General features: G+C 31.6%; 20 protein-coding genes. 5 read left to right on the top strand and 15 right to left on the bottom strand.

The features are described from left to right. Window positions 1-74: 74 nt before the first annotated feature. The 7 genes from B5P40_RS23815 to B5P40_RS23785 form a co-directional block, all read right to left on the bottom strand. On the bottom strand, window positions 75-575 hold the full coding sequence (locus tag B5P40_RS23815) for an invasion protein (protein ID WP_002012946.1): 501 nt from the start codon (window positions 573-575) through the stop codon (window positions 75-77). A 406-nt stretch (window positions 576-981) separates the two neighbouring features. After that, a complete protein-coding gene (locus B5P40_RS23810; RefSeq protein ID WP_002127785.1) occupies window positions 982-1,245 on the bottom strand; it encodes a hypothetical protein in 264 nt (87 codons plus the stop codon). A gap of 143 nt (window positions 1,246-1,388) precedes the next feature. Next, window positions 1,389-1,949: an AAA family ATPase gene (locus B5P40_RS23805; RefSeq protein WP_002127786.1), complete on the bottom strand. Its 561-nt coding sequence runs from the start codon at window positions 1,947-1,949 to the stop codon at window positions 1,389-1,391. 112 nt (window positions 1,950-2,061) lie between these two features. Then, window positions 2,062-2,823, bottom strand: coding sequence for a class I SAM-dependent methyltransferase (locus B5P40_RS23800; RefSeq protein ID WP_113710021.1), 762 nt, complete (start codon window positions 2,821-2,823; stop codon window positions 2,062-2,064). Between the two features lie 228 nt (window positions 2,824-3,051). Next, window positions 3,052-4,845, bottom strand: a complete 1,794-nt coding sequence (locus B5P40_RS23795) for a Xaa-Pro dipeptidyl-peptidase (RefSeq protein WP_113710020.1) — start codon at window positions 4,843-4,845, stop codon at window positions 3,052-3,054. Window positions 4,846-4,981: 136 nt separating this feature from the next. Further along, the gene (locus tag B5P40_RS23790; RefSeq protein ID WP_002168206.1) at window positions 4,982-6,358 is read right to left on the bottom strand and encodes a sensor histidine kinase; all 1,377 of its coding nucleotides are present in this window, start codon (window positions 6,356-6,358) and stop codon (window positions 4,982-4,984) included. Next, window positions 6,351-6,998 carry a response regulator transcription factor gene (locus tag B5P40_RS23785; protein ID WP_002168205.1) on the bottom strand — a complete coding sequence of 216 codons (648 nt, stop codon included), beginning with the start codon at window positions 6,996-6,998 and terminating at the stop codon, window positions 6,351-6,353. Before B5P40_RS23785 ends, B5P40_RS23790 begins: the two co-directional genes overlap by 8 nt. A 121-nt stretch (window positions 6,999-7,119) precedes the next feature. Here B5P40_RS23785 and B5P40_RS23780 point away from each other — a divergent pair, with 121 nt between their 5' ends. Next, a complete protein-coding gene (locus B5P40_RS23780) occupies window positions 7,120-7,536 on the top strand; it encodes a hypothetical protein (protein WP_113710019.1) in 417 nt (138 codons plus the stop codon). 39 nt (window positions 7,537-7,575) lie between these two features. Here B5P40_RS23780 and B5P40_RS23775 read toward each other — a convergent pair whose 3' ends face one another. The 5 genes from B5P40_RS23775 to B5P40_RS23755 form a co-directional block, all read right to left on the bottom strand. Further along, window positions 7,576-7,989, bottom strand: a complete 414-nt coding sequence (locus B5P40_RS23775; protein WP_113710018.1) for a GNAT family N-acetyltransferase — start codon at window positions 7,987-7,989, stop codon at window positions 7,576-7,578. A gap of 130 nt (window positions 7,990-8,119) precedes the next feature. Continuing rightward, window positions 8,120-8,794, bottom strand: a complete 675-nt coding sequence (locus B5P40_RS23770; RefSeq protein WP_016127133.1) for an HAD family hydrolase — start codon at window positions 8,792-8,794, stop codon at window positions 8,120-8,122. A 29-nt stretch (window positions 8,795-8,823) separates the two neighbouring features. Further along, window positions 8,824-9,525: a 5'-methylthioadenosine/adenosylhomocysteine nucleosidase gene (locus B5P40_RS23765; RefSeq protein ID WP_113710017.1), complete on the bottom strand. Its 702-nt coding sequence runs from the start codon at window positions 9,523-9,525 to the stop codon at window positions 8,824-8,826. Between the two features lie 13 nt (window positions 9,526-9,538). After that, on the bottom strand, window positions 9,539-11,158 hold the full coding sequence (locus B5P40_RS23760) for a M3 family metallopeptidase (RefSeq protein ID WP_113710016.1): 1,620 nt from the start codon (window positions 11,156-11,158) through the stop codon (window positions 9,539-9,541). A gap of 210 nt (window positions 11,159-11,368) precedes the next feature. Beyond that, window positions 11,369-11,737: a DUF3888 domain-containing protein gene (locus B5P40_RS23755; RefSeq protein WP_113710015.1), complete on the bottom strand. Its 369-nt coding sequence runs from the start codon at window positions 11,735-11,737 to the stop codon at window positions 11,369-11,371. A gap of 285 nt (window positions 11,738-12,022) precedes the next feature. Between B5P40_RS23755 and B5P40_RS23750 the strand changes: the two genes are divergently transcribed. Further along, window positions 12,023-12,610: a GNAT family N-acetyltransferase gene (locus B5P40_RS23750; protein WP_113710014.1), complete on the top strand. Its 588-nt coding sequence runs from the start codon at window positions 12,023-12,025 to the stop codon at window positions 12,608-12,610. Between the two features lie 216 nt (window positions 12,611-12,826). On the opposite strand, the gene B5P40_RS23745 is transcribed toward B5P40_RS23750, so the two are convergent. Further along, window positions 12,827-14,095 carry a helix-turn-helix domain-containing protein gene (locus tag B5P40_RS23745; RefSeq protein ID WP_113710013.1) on the bottom strand — a complete coding sequence of 423 codons (1,269 nt, stop codon included), beginning with the start codon at window positions 14,093-14,095 and terminating at the stop codon, window positions 12,827-12,829. Window positions 14,096-14,509: 414 nt separating this feature from the next. Here B5P40_RS23745 and B5P40_RS23740 point away from each other — a divergent pair, with 414 nt between their 5' ends. Both B5P40_RS23740 and B5P40_RS23735 read left to right on the top strand, forming a co-directional pair. Further along, window positions 14,510-14,713: a hypothetical protein gene (locus B5P40_RS23740; RefSeq protein WP_060749956.1), complete on the top strand. Its 204-nt coding sequence runs from the start codon at window positions 14,510-14,512 to the stop codon at window positions 14,711-14,713. Between the two features lie 233 nt (window positions 14,714-14,946). Further along, window positions 14,947-15,150: a hypothetical protein gene (locus B5P40_RS23735; RefSeq protein ID WP_113710012.1), complete on the top strand. Its 204-nt coding sequence runs from the start codon at window positions 14,947-14,949 to the stop codon at window positions 15,148-15,150. A 77-nt stretch (window positions 15,151-15,227) separates the two neighbouring features. On the opposite strand, the gene B5P40_RS23730 is transcribed toward B5P40_RS23735, so the two are convergent. Next, entirely contained in the window at window positions 15,228-16,088 is an 861-nt protein-coding gene (locus tag B5P40_RS23730; protein WP_002136810.1) for a DegV family protein, read from the bottom strand. Between the two features lie 226 nt (window positions 16,089-16,314). On the opposite strand from B5P40_RS23730, the gene B5P40_RS23725 reads away from it, so the two are divergent. After that, on the top strand, window positions 16,315-16,746 hold the full coding sequence (locus B5P40_RS23725) for a GNAT family N-acetyltransferase (RefSeq protein ID WP_012261114.1): 432 nt from the start codon (window positions 16,315-16,317) through the stop codon (window positions 16,744-16,746). 363 nt (window positions 16,747-17,109) lie between these two features. On the opposite strand, the gene B5P40_RS23720 is transcribed toward B5P40_RS23725, so the two are convergent. Continuing rightward, on the bottom strand, window positions 17,110-18,453 hold the full coding sequence (locus B5P40_RS23720; RefSeq protein WP_113710011.1) for a BC_2427 family protein: 1,344 nt from the start codon (window positions 18,451-18,453) through the stop codon (window positions 17,110-17,112). Window positions 18,454-18,551: the final 98 nt, after the last annotated feature.

Genomic DNA, 18,551 nt, shown 5'->3' with positions numbered 1-18,551 from the left:
AACATAACACCCAAACACTTTTATACTATAACATAAAAAAGACATTTCCCCAAATTGAAAATGCCTTTTTATATCTACTTCTCTTTTTTATATAATTGATATGATTGTTCTAGCCCTTTATTATATTTCGTATTATTATCTGTCCATTCTCCCCCTAAGTTTCCTGGCCACCCTGATGTATTAGCAACATATTTAAGCAACTCCCAATCCTGCAGTCCTTTTTTCACACCACGTTCATACGATTTGACCATACTTGAAATTGCTATCGTTGTATTTATACGCGAATCCACTAAACTCTCTTCCGATAATTGCGCTGGTGCTAATCCACCACGATGTAATTGGAATAATCCGAAAGATGTTCCGTTATCCCCTATCGCTTTTCGATCAAATTTTGTTTCATGATCAGCAATAGATAATGGTATCCAATCTGGAATATCATACCTCTTTGCAACTTCACTAATTACTTGTTTATTATTTTTAATCTCTTTCTGCTTTTCATAGTTAATATAAATTACATAACTTAAAGTAACTAACGTAAATAATATGAATATATATTGTAGTGCCTTTTTCATCATTTCATCTCCTGCTTTGTATATGTTTCACTTTCTATATACACTATAAGACTTTTATGTGACATTCATTTGACAAAATGATATTAATTATACATAAGCTGTTACAGTTTTAACTATCAATCTAAAAACTACAATTCTTCTAAAAGACTCCTTCAACACATAAAAACAATCAGCCTTTCATGTATAGTACATGAAAGGCTGATTGTTTTTCACTACACTTTTTTATGTATACAGTATATCCCTGCTATAATAAAACAAAAAAGACCTTTATACGTTAAAGATCTTTTTCATCTTATTTTTGTTACAAAAAACGCCAGAATCTAAAAAAACTTACTTTATGATTTGTATTTTTATATATAAATTAAAGGTTATAAGGATACCAGCATCTTCTCGATTAACATTTTTCACATTAAATATTTCTTGCAATATGCGGTTTGCTGTAATGACTTGTTCCACCACCACCCACTACTACTTTTCCGCCTTTTTCGAAGATTAACAATTTACTTGAACCATCTGAAAGAAGTACTATTACTTCAGCATGATCACTTGTCGCTACATAGATTACATAACCACTTTTTGAAATACAAGTTTCCCAATGCTTATCAAATTCTGATCTTACAACTCGATTAGAATACACTTGATTTTCAATTCTTCCTGGCTGTTCATTTTCCAATTTTTTCTTACCTCCTTCCAAAGTTGTCATTTATATATAAATGACGGTTTCTCAATAAATTAGTGACCGTCCTTAATATAAATAGTATATGTAGTTAGTAGGAGAATGCTTGGACAATGAAAACGTAACAGCATTTAAGTATTTTACAATCGGAATTTTTCCTTAATCATTACAGCTACTTCTTTAGCACTCAAATGAGTATTATTAATTTTTATGTACTCTTCTTTTTCAATTTCATCATGAAATGAATTTAATCTATGTTTTTTCATCGTTTCTTTTAAATTTTTTTCAGACCATTCAATGTCTCTTTTTTTCGGTTTATGCTCTAGTCTATGTGGACTTTTATTTCGCTCTAATCTTTCATCTAATTCTGCCTCGAGCTCTACAAAATATACTGCTGCGCCTTTTGATTCAAAAATACTTACTACATGGTTTATGTACTCCCAATCCGATTGAAGGTCAAATGCCCATACATATGTAAAAATCATTCCGTATAAATCACTTTTAGACACTTCTTCAAATATTTCATTACGAAACAAACTTACTAATCTTTTTGCTTCCTTTGTACTGTAATCAAAAAATGGACTTACTAAATCAATGGTCATGTGATTATGAAAATTTTTCAAATCTGTTAGTTTCGCTAATTCTTGTCCGACTGTCATTTTCCCGACTGCTTGCGGGCCAAATATTAAGATGAATTTCATTTGTTTTCCTCCGATCTTTCTCTATAAACAATGAAATAAAGCATATCCTAAAATTGAAAATAAGGCAGTCGATGTTGTGTCGATTGCCTTATTTTCATGAATAATCCCTATATTATTCCTTTCGTACAGCTTCAAAAGTAATAATTTGTTCTGCATTTGACGGTTGCTTTTCATAAACATAGTCAGCAGAGCAAGTAATGTCAGTGAAACCTATACTTTCTAAAAGGAGTTTAAACTCTTCTATTCCATACCACCGCATTGCAAAACGTTGTAGTTCAGTTTGTACTAACTGTCCTTTACTCCATTTTTCATATTTTAAATATGATACAGTTACTTGGTTAAGCCAATCTATTTCAATTGATTTATTTTCTAATGTAATTCCGTCCCCGCTTGGCAAGGAAAAAGTCGATGTATGAATCTCACCCGTCTTCCAGTCATATAGAAGCGCAAGATCTACAATTAAACGCCCACCTGGATTAAGATGTTCATAAAAACATTTCAAAGCGTTTATAGAATCATCACGATTTTCAATTAAACAAAAGGATCCGGTAGGAATTATTATCGCCTCATATTTATATGGTAATGAAAATTGTTGTAAGCTTCCTTGGTATAAATTAGGGTTTAAGCCTCTCTCTTTACAACGCTTACGGCAAGAATCTAGCATTTCAGGTGAATAATCTATCCCATCAACTTTAAATCCAACTTCAAGAAGTGGAATAATGACACGCCCTGATCCTACTGCCGCTTCGAGAATTCTTCCCCCACAATTATTTAAACGTTCTTGGTAATACTCAATATCACCATTTAAAGAGTAACCGACAGGTTTTGTGAAATCATATAATTCCGTACAAAGTGTACTATAATAACTAAACATTTATTTTCTCCTCCGTTTTATGTGTACGGAAGATTCTAATTTACTTAATCTTTCCGTACCTCAAATTTTAATGAGAATTCGAAAGAGCTGACTGTCATAATTTATCACTCACTTTCCATGTAATATATTTACATTGTATAATATTCCCTCGCGATTGAACATATAAAAGTTGAAAATTCCGATTATAAACAAAGAGCTTACTATAGTAAGCTCTTTATCAAAAACTATTTATTTCACAATCGGCAATGTCACTTCGCTCAATTTCACCGTTAGCTTCGTTCCTGCTTTCGGTCTAATTGTATAATCGTAATCACTTGCGATTAAAACGACCCCCATTTGATGCCCTGCTTTAAATACATAATCATCTGGCTGCATGTCCCATGTAAATGTGTAATCTTTACCAGGTTGAATCGCTGTTGAATTTTCTATACTATTTAAGTTTTGCGGATCCATCCAACCTCTCGTTACAATTTCAGGCCTCGCTCCGCCATAATCAACAAGTAAAGCTGTTAAATTTGAAACAGATCGATCAATATTTCCTGTTATTGAAATTTTAGGCGTACCACTTATTCGCATATCTTTTTGCAGTACAGGCATTGTATATACTAATCGATTCGCTATTTCTAACTCAGGGTTTTCTACTAGTTGATTTGACTTTATTTTAGCATCATCTACTAATGAGAAAACATTGTTTACTGATCCCATACTTAATGGTAGATTGACTGCTTTATTACTTAAATACATACGGACTTTTGATGGTACAGCTGCTGGATCTGGCCAATTTTTTATTTTTTGCCACGATTTATTTTCACGTTGTACATCTACCATCGGTTCATCCATAATTCCATTTTCAATTCCATATAACCAATAATCGAACCATTTATTTTGGGTTTGTTGCCAGTTATTACTTGATGTTCCGCCATGTCCACCTTGATGTAACCACATTTTACGAGGAACATTATTTTTGCCAAGAGCTTCCCACCACTGTGCGAACTGCTTCGTTTTTACATTCCAATCATTTAAACCGTGAACAACAAACACACTAGCCTTCACATTCTTAACATCTTTTACATAGTTACGTTTATCCCAAAAATCGTTATAATCGCCTGTTTTACGATCTTGTCCAGCTGTTAGTTCTTTAATAATTTGCCCGCAAACTTCAGGGTTCTTTCTTGTTAGTACTGCTTCTGCCATATTATCTGTATCTTCTCCCTGATATCCACCTGGCGCAATAACCACCCCATTTGCACTATAATAATCATACCAGCTACTAATCGCTGCGATTGGAATAATTGTTTTTAACCCTTCCACTCCTGTCGTTGCGACAGCATTCGGTAACGTACCATTATAAGAAACTCCTGTCATTCCTACATTTCCCGTAGACCAATTTGCATTTACTTCCTTACCATCCTCTGTATATGCTTTTGCACGCCCATTTACCCAATCAATGACAGACTTCGTCCCTAGTATTTCTTGTTCATCTCCAGTTGTCGGACATCCATCTGATTTTCCAGTTCCGATACTTTCGCCTAAAATAACTGCATATCCTCTCGGGACATAATAATTACCATACGACCCAAGATTAACTGCCCCATACGGTTTTCCTTCATACGCATACAATTCTTCATCAACATTATAAACAGGCACATCTTTTAATCCAGATCGATATGGACTCATTTCATATATAACAGGAACTTTTACATTTGATTCTGTCTTTGGACGCATAACTTTAATCGATACTCGATCTTTCCTACCATCTCTATCACTATCGACTTCTGTCTCTACAAATAAATTTTCAATAATTGCTTCATCAAGAGAATAGATTGGTTTTGTCATCCCATTTTCCAATTGAATTTTTGTGTTTGGAGTTAAAGCTTCTGAAACTTGACCATTTAACTTAATATCACTCCCTTTTACAGAGCTCCCTTCATTTTCTGCATGTGCAGTCATACTAGAAACTCCTGAAGTAATTGTTAAAGATAATATAGCTGAAAGTGTTATTGCTAATTTCTTTTTCCTCATGCCCTTCCCTCCCCATATATTCCTTCTTTTACTATACATTAAAAATGCAGAAAATTCAGTTTATATTTCGTAGAAAGTTGAGAATTTTGTAAAACATTCGAATCTTTCAAGATAATAGAAAAGGAACTAATAACAATTAGTTCCTTTCTATATACATATAAAATTGTATTTCTCCATCTTCTACCGAAACTCCGTATTCAAAACCATGTCTTTCTAATATACTTTTTACAATCGCTAATCCTAATCCAGTACCTGATTTTTCTTTACTGCGAGAAGACTCTAATACGTAAAAAGGCTCCCAAATTTTATCTATCTCTTTAATTCCCTCAGCAGCAATACCATTTTGAATTTGAAAATACACAATGCCATTTTTCTCTTCTAATATGATTTTTATATTTTGATTCGTTGTATATTTTATCGCATTAGAAATTAAATTTTGAAAGACCATTCTCATTTTATTTAAATCAGCATAAACAATCGTGTCACCAACACTATAGTCCACTTGCAACTTGATTTCTTTCGACTCCAGTTCAATCTTATGCTTATCTATTATACTTTGTACTAGTGGTTCAATAGGGAATTCTTCTTTTTGTAAAATATCTCTTTCTAGTTTAGAAAATCGCAATAACTCTTCAATTAAATTTGAAATTTGATCTGTTTGTTTAATGATTGTATCAACATATGTGCCATCATCTAAACCGTCTTTTATTCCCATAGAATATGCTTTTACTAATGCGATTGGTGTTTTTAATTCATGAGTTACATCGCCCATAAATCGTTTTAAGTGGTCATTTCGATCTGTTAAATCTTGATGTGCTTCATGTAATTTATCACTCATAATGTTTATACTATTTGCTAAATCACCTATTTCATCATTCGTTTTAACTTTCGTCCGTTTAAATTTCAGACGTGAAATATCTTCTGCGACATCACTCAATTCATTCAGTGGTGTAGTGATTGTTTTTGAAAAAATCCAGACGAGCACGATAATAAGAAATAGTGAGAATCCCAAAATGTATATATAAAATGAGTTAAGCGTTTTAATTACTTCATTGGAATGTGCGATAGAAACTCCTACTAAAATCAACATATCATCTTTCGCAATGTATTTCGCAAAAAAACTAGATTTTATCTTTTCTTGATCATATATTTTATTCGATTGTCCGATGTTCTTCACTTTCGTAATTTCTTCTTTTGTAATCCAAAGTTTATTCAATGCAACTCTCTTTTTTGTAAGTTGCATGCGTAATTCTTCATTAATAGCATCTTCTGAACTATTTATTGATGTATACGCAATCGTAACATTACCTTCATTTTCAATATGATTTATAGCATCATCCAGTTCTTTACGCGGTATTGACTGGATTTGCGCTGTAATGCCTTCTAAGCTTTCGCGTGTTTTGTGCACATTATATTTTGGTAAAAAATAGTTAATTAATAATAAAGAGATGGCAAAAATAAGGATGACTGTTAAAGAGATGCTGAAAAATAACTTTTTACCGAGTTTATTCACACTCTTCCTCCAAACTGTATCCTAAACCGCGATGTGTCTTTATAATATTTCCTCCTATTTTTTTACGTAATCTTCTTACATGCGTATCAACCGTTCGCTCTTCCCCAAAATAATCAAATCCCCAGACGATATCTAACAACTTTTTCCTCGTTAAAATCGTGCCTTTGTGATTTAAAAAGCACTTTATTAATTGTAATTCTGTCTTTGTAATGTCTAATTCTTTCTCATTTTTATATACTTTATTTTTGGTGAAATCTATTTTTAAATCTTGAACTTGAATAACATCTTCATGCTGTACAAGCTTTTTCGCTCGCGTAATTAGCACTCCTGGATGAAATGGTTTTTTCACATACTCATCTGCCCCGCTTTGAAGAGCTGCTAATTCATCTTCACTTTCACTTTTCGCAGTAAGCATTAATACTTTTACACTCGAATTCTTTTTTATTTCCTGACAAACAGTAATACCACTACTTTTCGGCATCATCCAGTCTAAAATAGCTAAGTCAATTTTCTCATCATAAAATATTTGAAGTGCTTCCTCTCCATCTTTTGCTAATAAAACTTCGAAGCCTTCTTTTTCAAAATACGCTTTTAAAATTTTTAGCATATCTTGTTCATCATCCGCGATTAATACTTTCATTACAATTCCTCCGTTACTTATAAACAAATATCAATTTTATCATACAACTTCTTTGTTACATCAATGTGACATAAAAATATTTACAACGTTTGAGGGTATAGTAAGTGTGAGGTGTTGTTTCATGTTCAAAAAAATAGGAGTCATTATTCTTCTCTTCTTTTTATTATCAACAAATGCGTTCGCAAATACAAATAAACAAATTGAAGTATTTGATTGTAAAAAAGAAATGGTCGTTCAAAAACAATCTTTAGATTCAGCCATTCAAAAAGAAGCAGTTCAATACGCAAAATCAATTACTGGTCCATTTAAAAACTTAAATGTCGTTCCGAAAGATGGTCATATGATAAAAATCCCGTTATCAAAACCTGTTCCTATTACAAATCAATGGTTACATACAACAATCGATGAAGTACTCATCCTTCTCCCACTTAATGAAAAACCTTACATTATGCTTTACGATGATGAAAATAATCCGCATTTTTATTATGTAAAAGGTGATCCGAAGGTTTTATTGAAACAAATGAATGTTAAGATGTAATTGCATAAGAAAGGTTCCATACTTGAGTATAGAACCTTTCTACAATCTTATCAGGTGACTTGAACCTTTATAATTTCCGATTTTTACAAATCCATTCGCGCTATAAAACTCATCACCTCGCTTTGTATCCGTATATAGAACAACAACGTGAAAATACTTTTCCGCATGTCTTAATAGTTTCTTTAATAACAACTTCCCTAATCCGATGCGCCGATAATCCTTTGAAATATAAAATCTCCTCAATCGGCCAATCTTATTATCTTTCGTATACGGATCTTGATTTAATCCTCCAATTCCAATTAACGTATCCTCTCGAAAGATTCCATATAAACATTCACCTGTTTTACTAAACGTATTTCTTTTACTTTCATATTCATTTTTTAATTTTAATAAGAAGTTAAAACCTTCTTCTTTACTTTCCTGGACAAGGTGATTGACCTCATATTTTAGCAAATCTCCAATTCGTTTTATTTGTATATCTTCCAGCTTAATCTCCCACTTTCTCTATCCAAATGTATCTTTTTGAAAAATAAAAATGCCCAAGAATATATTATCCTGAGCATTCATTTGAATGTGAACTTATTCATTTTGTTATGTACGTATTCTTCAATTCTGGTAATATCCCCTTCAGTTCCATTAAATCATCAATTACTAAATCAGCATGAGCAAGCTCATCTTCTTGTGCAAAATCAAAATTACATCCAATCGCAATTAAACCATTATCTTTTGCCGCATTAATATCCGATAAACGATCCCCAACTACCGCTGCCTCTTGTATATCATACTTCTTCAAAATGCCTTTAACTAAATCACCTTTATTTAGCGAGTGTATTTGTTCAATACTGAATGTTTCCGTAATCCATTGGTCTAAATCATAATAAGATACGATTGCCTGTAAATATTCCGTTAAACCATTACTAGCAATGTAAATGGAACAGTTATTTTCTTTTATAAAACTAAAAACTTCCTTTACATTCGGATATAAAGCACCATTTCCGCTCTTTATATTTTCAATTAGTCTTTCTAAAAAATATGCATCTGTTTGTTCCCTTACTTCATTAGAGTGATTAGGTAATAAAGCTTCCCAAACTTTAGGTAAAGGTACACCCATAATTTCACGATATTTATCAATTGGTGTTATCGTATCCCATAATTGTAGTGACCGTAAATGATCAAATGTATCATCTAGTGATAACTCTAAAATTTTATCTGTTTGAAATAAAGTTCCATCCATATCGAAAATTAGTGCTTGTAACATGATATTCTCTCCCATTCTTTACTTATGAACTACAATACAGCTTTACTCGAAATATTTTTAAGCATCTCAACAATAATTTCTGAACAATATTTCGCTGCGTTTTTCGCGAAATCATCATATGAAACTTGCGCTGAATCATCTGCACTATCAGAAATGCATCTCAAAACTAGAAACGGTATGTCATTTATATAAGCAACATGTCCAATTGCTGCTCCTTCCATTTCTGTACAATGAGGTGCATATTCAGTGACTAATTGCTCCTTTAATTTTGAATCCTCGACGAAGCATTCTCCGCTGACGATTCTTCCTTCATGAACAGTAATATTTAAACTACTACTATTAACAGCTTTTCGGGCTAAATCTCTTAATCCCTCGCTTGCATGAAACGCTTCTTGAAACGGAAATAGATTCTTCATTTGATTTTTATTAACATCATGATGCGTAACATTTGTAGAAATAACTAGATCGCCAATTTTCACATCCGGATGTAATCCACCCGCAACACCTGTATTAATGATAGAATTCACATCAAATTTATTAATTAAAATTTGTGTACATGCAGCGGCATTTACTTTTCCTACACCACATCGCGTAATAATAATTTCTGTATCCATGTAGTTTCCTTTATAAAAAGGTATTCCCGCAATAGTATGTTCCTCTTTAACAAGTAGTTTTTCTAATAGTAAGTCTACTTCTATTTGCATTGCTCCGATAATGCCAATTCTGTTCATGTATGTAGTCCCCTTAATTAATTTGCAAATATTCATCAATATCTTTATGAATTTGCATAAAAGCTTTATTCCAAAATTCATACTCTGTTAGATCAATATCAAAATGTTTTTTCATCAATTCTTCAACTGGAGCCTTTCCTGTTTCTCGTAAAAACTCTTTATACCTCAAATGAAATGCATTTTTATTTTTATTTGCTATTTCAATTAAACTAAAACTCGCTAAATACCCAAATGTGTATGGATAATTGTAAAAAGGAACATCTGCTATATAAAACTGAACGTATTTCATCCAAACAAATGGCTGATATTCGCTTAATGCATTTCCGTATGCTTCTTTTTGTACCAATATAGATAATTTCTCAATTTCATCAGCACTTAAAGGACCTTCCTTGCATTCTTCATAAAACTTCTTCTCAAACTGAAACGATGCACGAATTGCCATAACATAATTAAAACTATTTCTTATTTTCCAGCTAAGCAATGACTTTTTCATCTCTACACAATCTGTTGTTTGAATTAAATAATTCATGGTTACCGTTTCAAAGAAAATAGACGCTGATTCAGCTGTACTCATTGGCAGATAATCATCTAAAAATGTTGTAGATTGTTCAAGACTCATAACATAAAAATGCCAAGCGTGTCCCAGTTCATGAGCAAGTACTCTTACACTATCAATTGTTCCATCATAACGAAGTGAAATGCGAGATTCTTTTTCACTGAAAAAAGGAGCACAAAATCCACCCGGCGGTTTATTATCTCTCGGTTCAGCATCGATCCAGCCATTCGCTATTGCATTCTGTGCGAACTGTGCCAATTCTTCATCTATATTTTTTAGTGCATCATATATGTTTTTTACTGCTACTGAAAAAGGAATAACAGCCTTATTACTTTCCTTCCATGTCATTAGCTCGTGCCATGTAATTGAATTCTTTCCTTTTTTATAACCGTTTAACGCAATTACTAGCTTCGTAAGATTTTGTTCCGTTGCATTCCACATTTGGGATAATGCAGTTTCAGAGATGCCATTTGCTTGTAGTGATTGTTTTAAAATCTCTGCTCCTTCCATTTCATCACTTTTAGCATGACGTAATCTTCCTATTTGATTCAATACAGTAGCAAAGATATCTTTTTCCTTATTCAAAGTATTTGTAAGAGAATCAAATACTATTAATCTTTCATTATGATCATCACTATTCATCGCAACGTAATTTGCTTGTCCAAATGATAAAGTCTCTTTATCGTGTATTACTTCTATCTTACTTCTTAATTGTGTATACATATCTTCCCAAGCTTTTAATTCATTTTCTATTAGTTTAATACTTGAATGATTTGTATTAACACTTTGTCCCTTACTAGATTCTATTAATAGTTGAACTTCTTTCTTTAATTGATTTACTTTTACACTTAGTAAAGTATCTTCAGGATGCTTCTCATCTTCAGCAGCACGGCAATATAAGTAATATTCTGCTTTTTCTATAGCCTGTATAAGTTGTGAAAGGATTACTGAGTCTTTTGTTGCTTTATATTCAATTTTTAATCTTTCTATCGTTTCTATAGAAAACGTGAAGTTTTGTTCTTGAGGATATAGCCTGTCCAAATCCCATTGAGATTGGGCTTGTATTATTTTATTCATTTTGCACCCTCCTTTTTTTACAAATAGTTATAAAAATCCACTCTTTTCACTATTATATATGAACTATTAAAATTTTAATGTATCGGAATATTCAAACTTATATGAATGTAATTTGATATTTCATTTTCTATTTCTTCCTATTTATATAAGTTGTAAGTATTACTACTTCTGCTAGGGAATTTCTAGGTTCGTATAGACTACACTGTTTATTTACTCTTTCTTTTGTTTGAAGTTTATAACTTTTACTCCACTTGGATTAATGTTATAAGTAATTGTTACAACATGATTTGGTGGGTTATGGGCGTTTGTATAAGTTCGATACTTTGCAACGACAATGAAGTTAAAAGTGTATTTGGGGGATCGGTCAATTTTTATAACCTTCGCATCAGTTAAACTATACTGATGCGAAGGTCCAAGTTTGCTTTGAATCGTTCGACTTGCATACGGAGCCAATAAAGTGTTATAGGAATCATAAAAATCTTTATCAGATATGTTAGCTGCGTTTCCTTCTTTCGGAGATGCAAATATGACCATTATTTGAATCACGTAAATTATTAGGGATAGTTTACTCTTTAGCATGAGATTCACTCCAGGCTTATTAGATGATAAACTTTAGGATGCTCTAAAAAATAATGACTATTCTCTTTATGTTATTCTTAGCTTATTAAGCATCAAATAAATCAGAGCTTTTACTTGCGAGTCAATATTTTTAATAAAATTTATGCTAGCTCGAATGACTGGAACTGATTTTTAAATATATTTCAAACAAATTGAAAAAAATCCCACCCTAACGATATCTAAAGATGCTGGCTTTTACTGAGTATATATAGAATTTAAACATAGTAGAAAGTGAGAGAATAACTTATGACAACTCATATTGTACAATCAACCGACTACAATCAAGCATCTGATGCATTACGACGCGAAATTGCTGTAATGCTACAGCAGGTTTGGCCAGATTTCGATTCCACGCCTAAGGAAACAATTTCAGAAACTCACCTTAAAGAATTTAATGTACGCTCATTTTATTCCTACATAGATGGAAAGTTAGTCAGCTATGCAGGTGTAGTGCGCAAAACTATCCATCATAATGGGCAAATATTTAATATAGCTGGACTTAGTTGTGTAGCGACTGATCCAGATTATCATGGGCAAAGTTTAGGTTTACAAACAGTTGCTGCAGCTACTGAATGGATTGAAAAACAAAGCGATATAGATTTCGGTATATTTACGTGTAAACCATCTTTAGCTCACTTTTATAATCGCGCTGGTTCCTGGCCTGTTTTACCGGATATAGTGCTTATTGGTAGAGAAGATGAAGATGCTTTATCTAGTGAATCCTTAGAAGTTGTTGTTTTAATGCGTTTGTTTTCAAAGAAAGCGAAATTCCATAAATCAATGTTGTGCCATACCACTATCAATCTTGATTTTCCAGTTGGCCAGTTTCTATAATACAGATAAACAGAAGCCAATTTCCATACGATTAGGACATTGGCTTTTTCTTTTTTATTTTGCTTCACATATGCAATTCACATTAGCTTTTCTTTCCATACAGAACCGCTAATGCGGGATAAAAAAAGTTTCTCCCTAAGAGCGTTAAAACACGTACTCTTTAGGATAACCTCTAATAATTTATAAACTAAGAAAACATATTATTGAAACCCTGTTTTAATCCATTTTATTTTCAGCTGATAGTTTAAAATACTTAGCAGATAATTTATATGAGCGATTCTCATAATAATAATCCCCCAATTTATAAGCTAATGCGGCAACTAAGCTATATTGCTGTTTTTCTATACCCATCTCAATTGCTGTTTTCATATTCTTCTCATATCCATTATAATCTGCCCATATTCTAGATTTTTCCGCTTTAAATCCATATAGTTGAACATGGGCATACGGTACATCACAAATCGATAAAATTTCAAATGCCTCATCTATAAGTTTAGTTACTGTTTGCCAATCTTTTAATTCTATATAAATTTCTATTAAATTCCGAATTGTATATACCTTACCTTCTTTGTTTGGTAAATACTCACAAAGGATCAAGTTTTCCTCGTAACACTTTATTGCATTTTTATAATCTTTTAATGCTTGATAAATTTTCCCGTAATTATATTTCAAAAAACATAAATTTAATGGCTCATTTTCCACCTTTGATTCATTTTCTACTTGTTTTAAAGTTTCATATGCTTGTTCATACTGTTTATCTTTGTTATATTGCATCGCAAGAAGTATTAACGCATAAATTTTATATTGTTCTATATTAAACTTTTTATACAATTTATATGCTTTTTTTGCATATATGCGACTAATACTTTGATCTTTATTAAGATTCTGACTTACTATACTTAGATTGTAATACGTATCTGCGTGCAACTCTGTCTCTTCTGGTTCCAGCATATTTTCTATCTTTTTGTAAACTTCATATGCTGTAAAATACTCCCCTTTATTAGAAAAATAAAGACCTCGAGCTCTTAAATAATATATATAATCTTCAGTGTTTTTCATTTCCACTTGACTTGGAATCATTTGCGAAGCTTGATCTACAAATAACTTCACATATAATAAGTTTTTATTTCGGACATGATAGTATATGATGACGCCATACGTCTTTAATAATAAAGGAATTGCGTCCACTTCACGAACGTATAATTCTAACAAAGATAATTCAGCTTCAGTTATACTTTTATCTTTTTTATATTTATCACATATTTCAAGAATAGTAAACTTTATCTCCTCATGATTATCATCTATAAGAAAATCACAATTAACACCCAGCTTCTTTGAAACTTTTATTAAAAAAGATGATGATGGTTTAATTTTCCCACTCTCTATTCTACTTAAATATGTTATTGAACATACTCCTGATACGAGCTCTCCCTGTGTTAATCCTTTATGCATTCGAACTTGGCGAATACGCTCCCCTATTTCCATCTCTCTACTCTCCCTGTTTAATCATTTCATGCTTTTTACTAATTAAGTCATTATGTATCTACATATTTTTCATACTAAATAAAATATACAATTTCACAAATGAAAAAAAATGTATCATTCATTTTAATATTACATTCATATTATGATTATTTCTAGATAGCTTGTTAAATTTAATGGTTTAAATTTAAGGTTTTTGCCCACTTTTTTCATACAATTTTACTTCTTGTTATTAACAAAGACGGCGCCATATACTTGAATTACGATAAACTTAATGAAAAGGATTTAACTACATGTAAGACATCTATTGTAAATGAAATGAAAATAAATTAAATGAGCTCAATAGATGAATTATCAATATCACATCCTAGAAATTAGTTTGTCGAATTATTTAGTAAACTCGAAAGGAAGATAAACATGATTGTAAGACTTAAAGATGAATCCGCACGAAAAATAGTAAGATATGTTGGAGGCGCTGTTTTACTTTTAATAATCGCTTCTTTCCTTTATCAGTGGAAAAATGACTTAGTAATTGATCATACTGAAAGAGTCAGCTTTGCACTAGCTATCACTACTTTCCTATCTACCTTCTTACCTTTTAAAGAGAAAGTTAAGAAGTAATTAAATATTTTTCATTCGCATAAAACAATTATTTTAGAATTTAAAAAGGATTGAATCAAAAGTTAACTATCATTCTTAATTTAAATAATATGATTGATTAAACTTGCCGATTACATATAGGGCATCTATTGTAAAGCAAAAATAAATTAAATAGGCTTAATAGATGAATTATAAATATCAATCCAATAAGTTAGTTTATCGAATTATTTATTAAATATGAAAGGATGATAAATATGATTGTAAAATTTAAAAATGATTCAACACGCAAAATAGCAAGATATGTTGGAGGCACTGCTACTCTTTTATTGCTAGCATCCTTCCTTTATCAGTGGAACAATGGTTTAGTAGTTGATGATACTGAAACATTTGGTTTCATGCTAGCCTTCACCGGTTTCCTAACTACCTTCTTACCTACTAAAAAGAAAGCTACTAACTAATAAAACATTACATATTTTTCATTCGCATAAAACAATTATATTAGAATTAAAAAAGGATTGATCAAAAGATCAATCCTTTACTCTACTTCATTTAAGAAGAACAACGTTAACGCACCTGGTCCTGTATGCGCTCCGATTGCAGCTCCAATTGTATTTACGATAAATACTTCACAACCGAATCTTTCAGTAATTAATGCTTTTAATGCTTCGGCAGTTTCTAAATCATCACCGTGAGTCATACCGATTGTTTGACCTTTAAGGTCTTTCCCACGCTCTTCCATAATATCAACAATTCGGCTTAATACTTTCTTTTTCCCTCGTACCTTTTCAAGTGGTACAAGTTTTCCTTCATCCACATTTAAGATTGGCTTAATGTTTAGCAAACCACCGATGAAACCGGCTACTTTACTTAAACGTCCACCTCTAACAAGGTACTGTAAGTCAGCTACAGTGAATATATGCTCCATATGCTCCATTAGAAAAGCGACACGGTTTAATATTTCTTCTTTTGATGCGCCCTCTTTTGCCATTTTTGCAGCCTCTAATACGACAATACCCTGACCGAGTGAGGCACATTTTGTATCGATAATTTCTAAATCTAAATCAGTGTATGTTTCTTTCACTTCTTTTTTAATGAGAACTGACGATTGATATGTACCAGACAATTCAGATGAAAAAGCTAAATATATACAAGGGTTACCTTCTTTTGCATAGGAAACAAATTTTTCTTGGAATGTTTCAAGTGAAGGCAATGACGTTTTATAAACTGCGCCTTCTCTCATTTTTTGCAGTAATGTAACCGATTTTAATGTAACCCCATCTAAATACTCTGTTTCTGCTTCATCATATACACGGAGTGGAATTAAATCAATATCATATGCTTGCAGCAATTCTAACGGTAAATCCGCCGCACTATCCGTAATGATTTTAACACCCATTTTTAAACCTCTATTCTGTTATAAATATATAATAAATAAAATAAAAAATATTACTTTTAAATTATATACGTAAAACTAAAATGAAGAAAGGAAAAGACTTTATATTGTATGCACTATTATTCAAAACTTGAACTGCAAATAAAAATGATTTCATTTTAACCTCTTTTTACAAGTTATTACACTGTGTATAATGAGAATATTACATTTTTTCTGAGGGAGGATACATATGAGTATTCAACTAGCTACATCTAATGATTTAGAATGGGTTAATAATCATTATGAATCGATAGGATTTGTACCAAGTGATTTAACACAAGACACAGTTGCGATCATTACATACAACAACGAGTATGCAGGTGTTGGACGTTTAGTCCAAATAGATGAAAATACTATTGAAATGGGTGGGATTTTTATTCTCCCTAAATTCAGGGGTCTACAATTAGCTGGGGAACTCGTATCATTTTTAGTACAAACTGCGAAAAAATTACAAATACAAAATGTGTATTGTCTTCCTTTCGAGGAACTAGAAAACTTTTATAAAAAATATGGCTATACTGAAGTCGATACTACGAAAGAAGTTGTCCACCCAATTATTCTAAAAAAATATAATTGGTGTTTGGAAAATTACGATAAACATGTTTTACTATTTAAATTGTGAGTTTTGTAAAAAAGGAGTCAATGCACTTTGTATTACACATCAGATTATACAAGCAATTATCTGTGAATTAGCTTCTTTATTCAAACAACATTTACGCCACATTTTATACCCGTTTTTAATAAGTGTTAGCAAGTTCGTTGACAAACTTGTTAGCACCTTTTTAAAACTTAAACCTGAAGAAATTCATACAATTAAGTAACTATCCTAGCTAGCAATAATATCATCCTTCATAAATATTAAAATGAATTCATTGAGGATAAACCGTTTGGAGGATATTCTATAGCACTGAATGATTTACAAAAGATTACGCATTAATACGCTACGAATAAAAATAATGAGCTAATCAAGGGAATATAATCATTTTTATGTAATTCGCACTTGTACTTCCTGTTCTTGTATCACTTGAATGATTAATTCCAATACAATATTTTGTACTAACTGATACACATTGTCATGAAATGTACTTTGTTCTGATATGTATTCAATACATTGATATATATATCCTTCTACCAATAAGCTCCCTTTTTCAACTGTAAATTTATTTTGTCCATTCTTTTTTACTTTTGGTACTAAAAATTCGGTTTTTGTCAAAACAATCTCCTGTTCCACCTCTTTTATTCCTATGACTTTTTCTGTAAATACCACTTTTTCTCGTAAACTAATTTCACCTTTATATCTTCCTATTTCTATTGGTAGTCTGGCTGTTATATAATTACTTACTTCTCCCCCATTTTCACTCTCTAATATTATGCTGTGAATAGGAATCCATGAAGATGTCTCTACCTTATTCTCTTCATTATTCCCTTTAACTTTTTGATTATATAATTCAACAAGCACTCTCTTTTCATGAAGATTTAAAGAAACTAATTTACAATAAGCCTCCGAATGATACTGTTGCACTGTAGTTAATAACTTAGAATCTAATTCACGCCCCTCCGCATCTTTTTCATTTCGAAATACAAATGCATCTTGATTTTTCACATTTATTTTTGGAAATACTTTAAAGCTAGACACTTCTGAAATAATAGAAAATGGCGTTTTCACTACCATTGAATGCACTGAAGTCTCTATTTTTGATCCTAAACCTATACTTTCTCTCTTTGATTCAGTTTCTTCACTTTTTTTCTCTGATTCATTTGCTACTTCTACTTTCTCTAATCCAATCACTTTATTTTCTTTTGCTGGTTCAGTCTCTTCACTTTCTTTGTTTGATTCAATTGCTATTTCTTCTTTCTCTAATTCTCTTTCTTCATATTCTTTTACTGATTCAATTTTCACCTCTTCTTCCTCTAATCCAATCGCTTTATTTTCTTTTGTTAATCCAGTTTTTTCACTCTCTTTCTCTATTCCAATTACTTTATCTTCTTTTTTTGACTCTGTTTCTTTACTTTCTTTCTCTATCCCCATTGCTTTATCTTCTTTTTTTGACTCTGTTTCTTTACTTTCTTTCTCTATTCCCATTGCTTTATCTTCTTTTTTTGACTCTGTTTCTTTACTTTTTTTCTCTATCCCCATTGCTTTATCTTCTTTTTTTGACTCTGTTTCTTTACTTTCTTTCTCTATTCCCATTGCTTTATCTTCTTTTTTTGACTCTGTTTCTTTACTTTCCTTTTTTTCTCTTATTTCGCGCGAATCATCTTGAACATTCAGCATTTTCCATTTGTAAACTTTGTTCCATATTTCCTTACCAACCCATGGCTTATTCATCACCATCCCCCCATCTGATGAAATTCATAAAAATATGCTTTTTGTACGCGACCATTCCATCATTATATATGTTTTATAATAATAAAAAAGACATTGTC

Origin of the sequence: Bacillus sp. SRB_8 (assembly GCF_003264205.1) — a bacterium.
GTDB classification, from domain to species: domain Bacteria; phylum Bacillota; class Bacilli; order Bacillales; family Bacillaceae_G; genus Bacillus_A; species Bacillus_A mycoides.
Note: the sequence above shows the minus strand (reverse complement) of the source record. Positions and strands in the feature narration are given on the sequence as shown.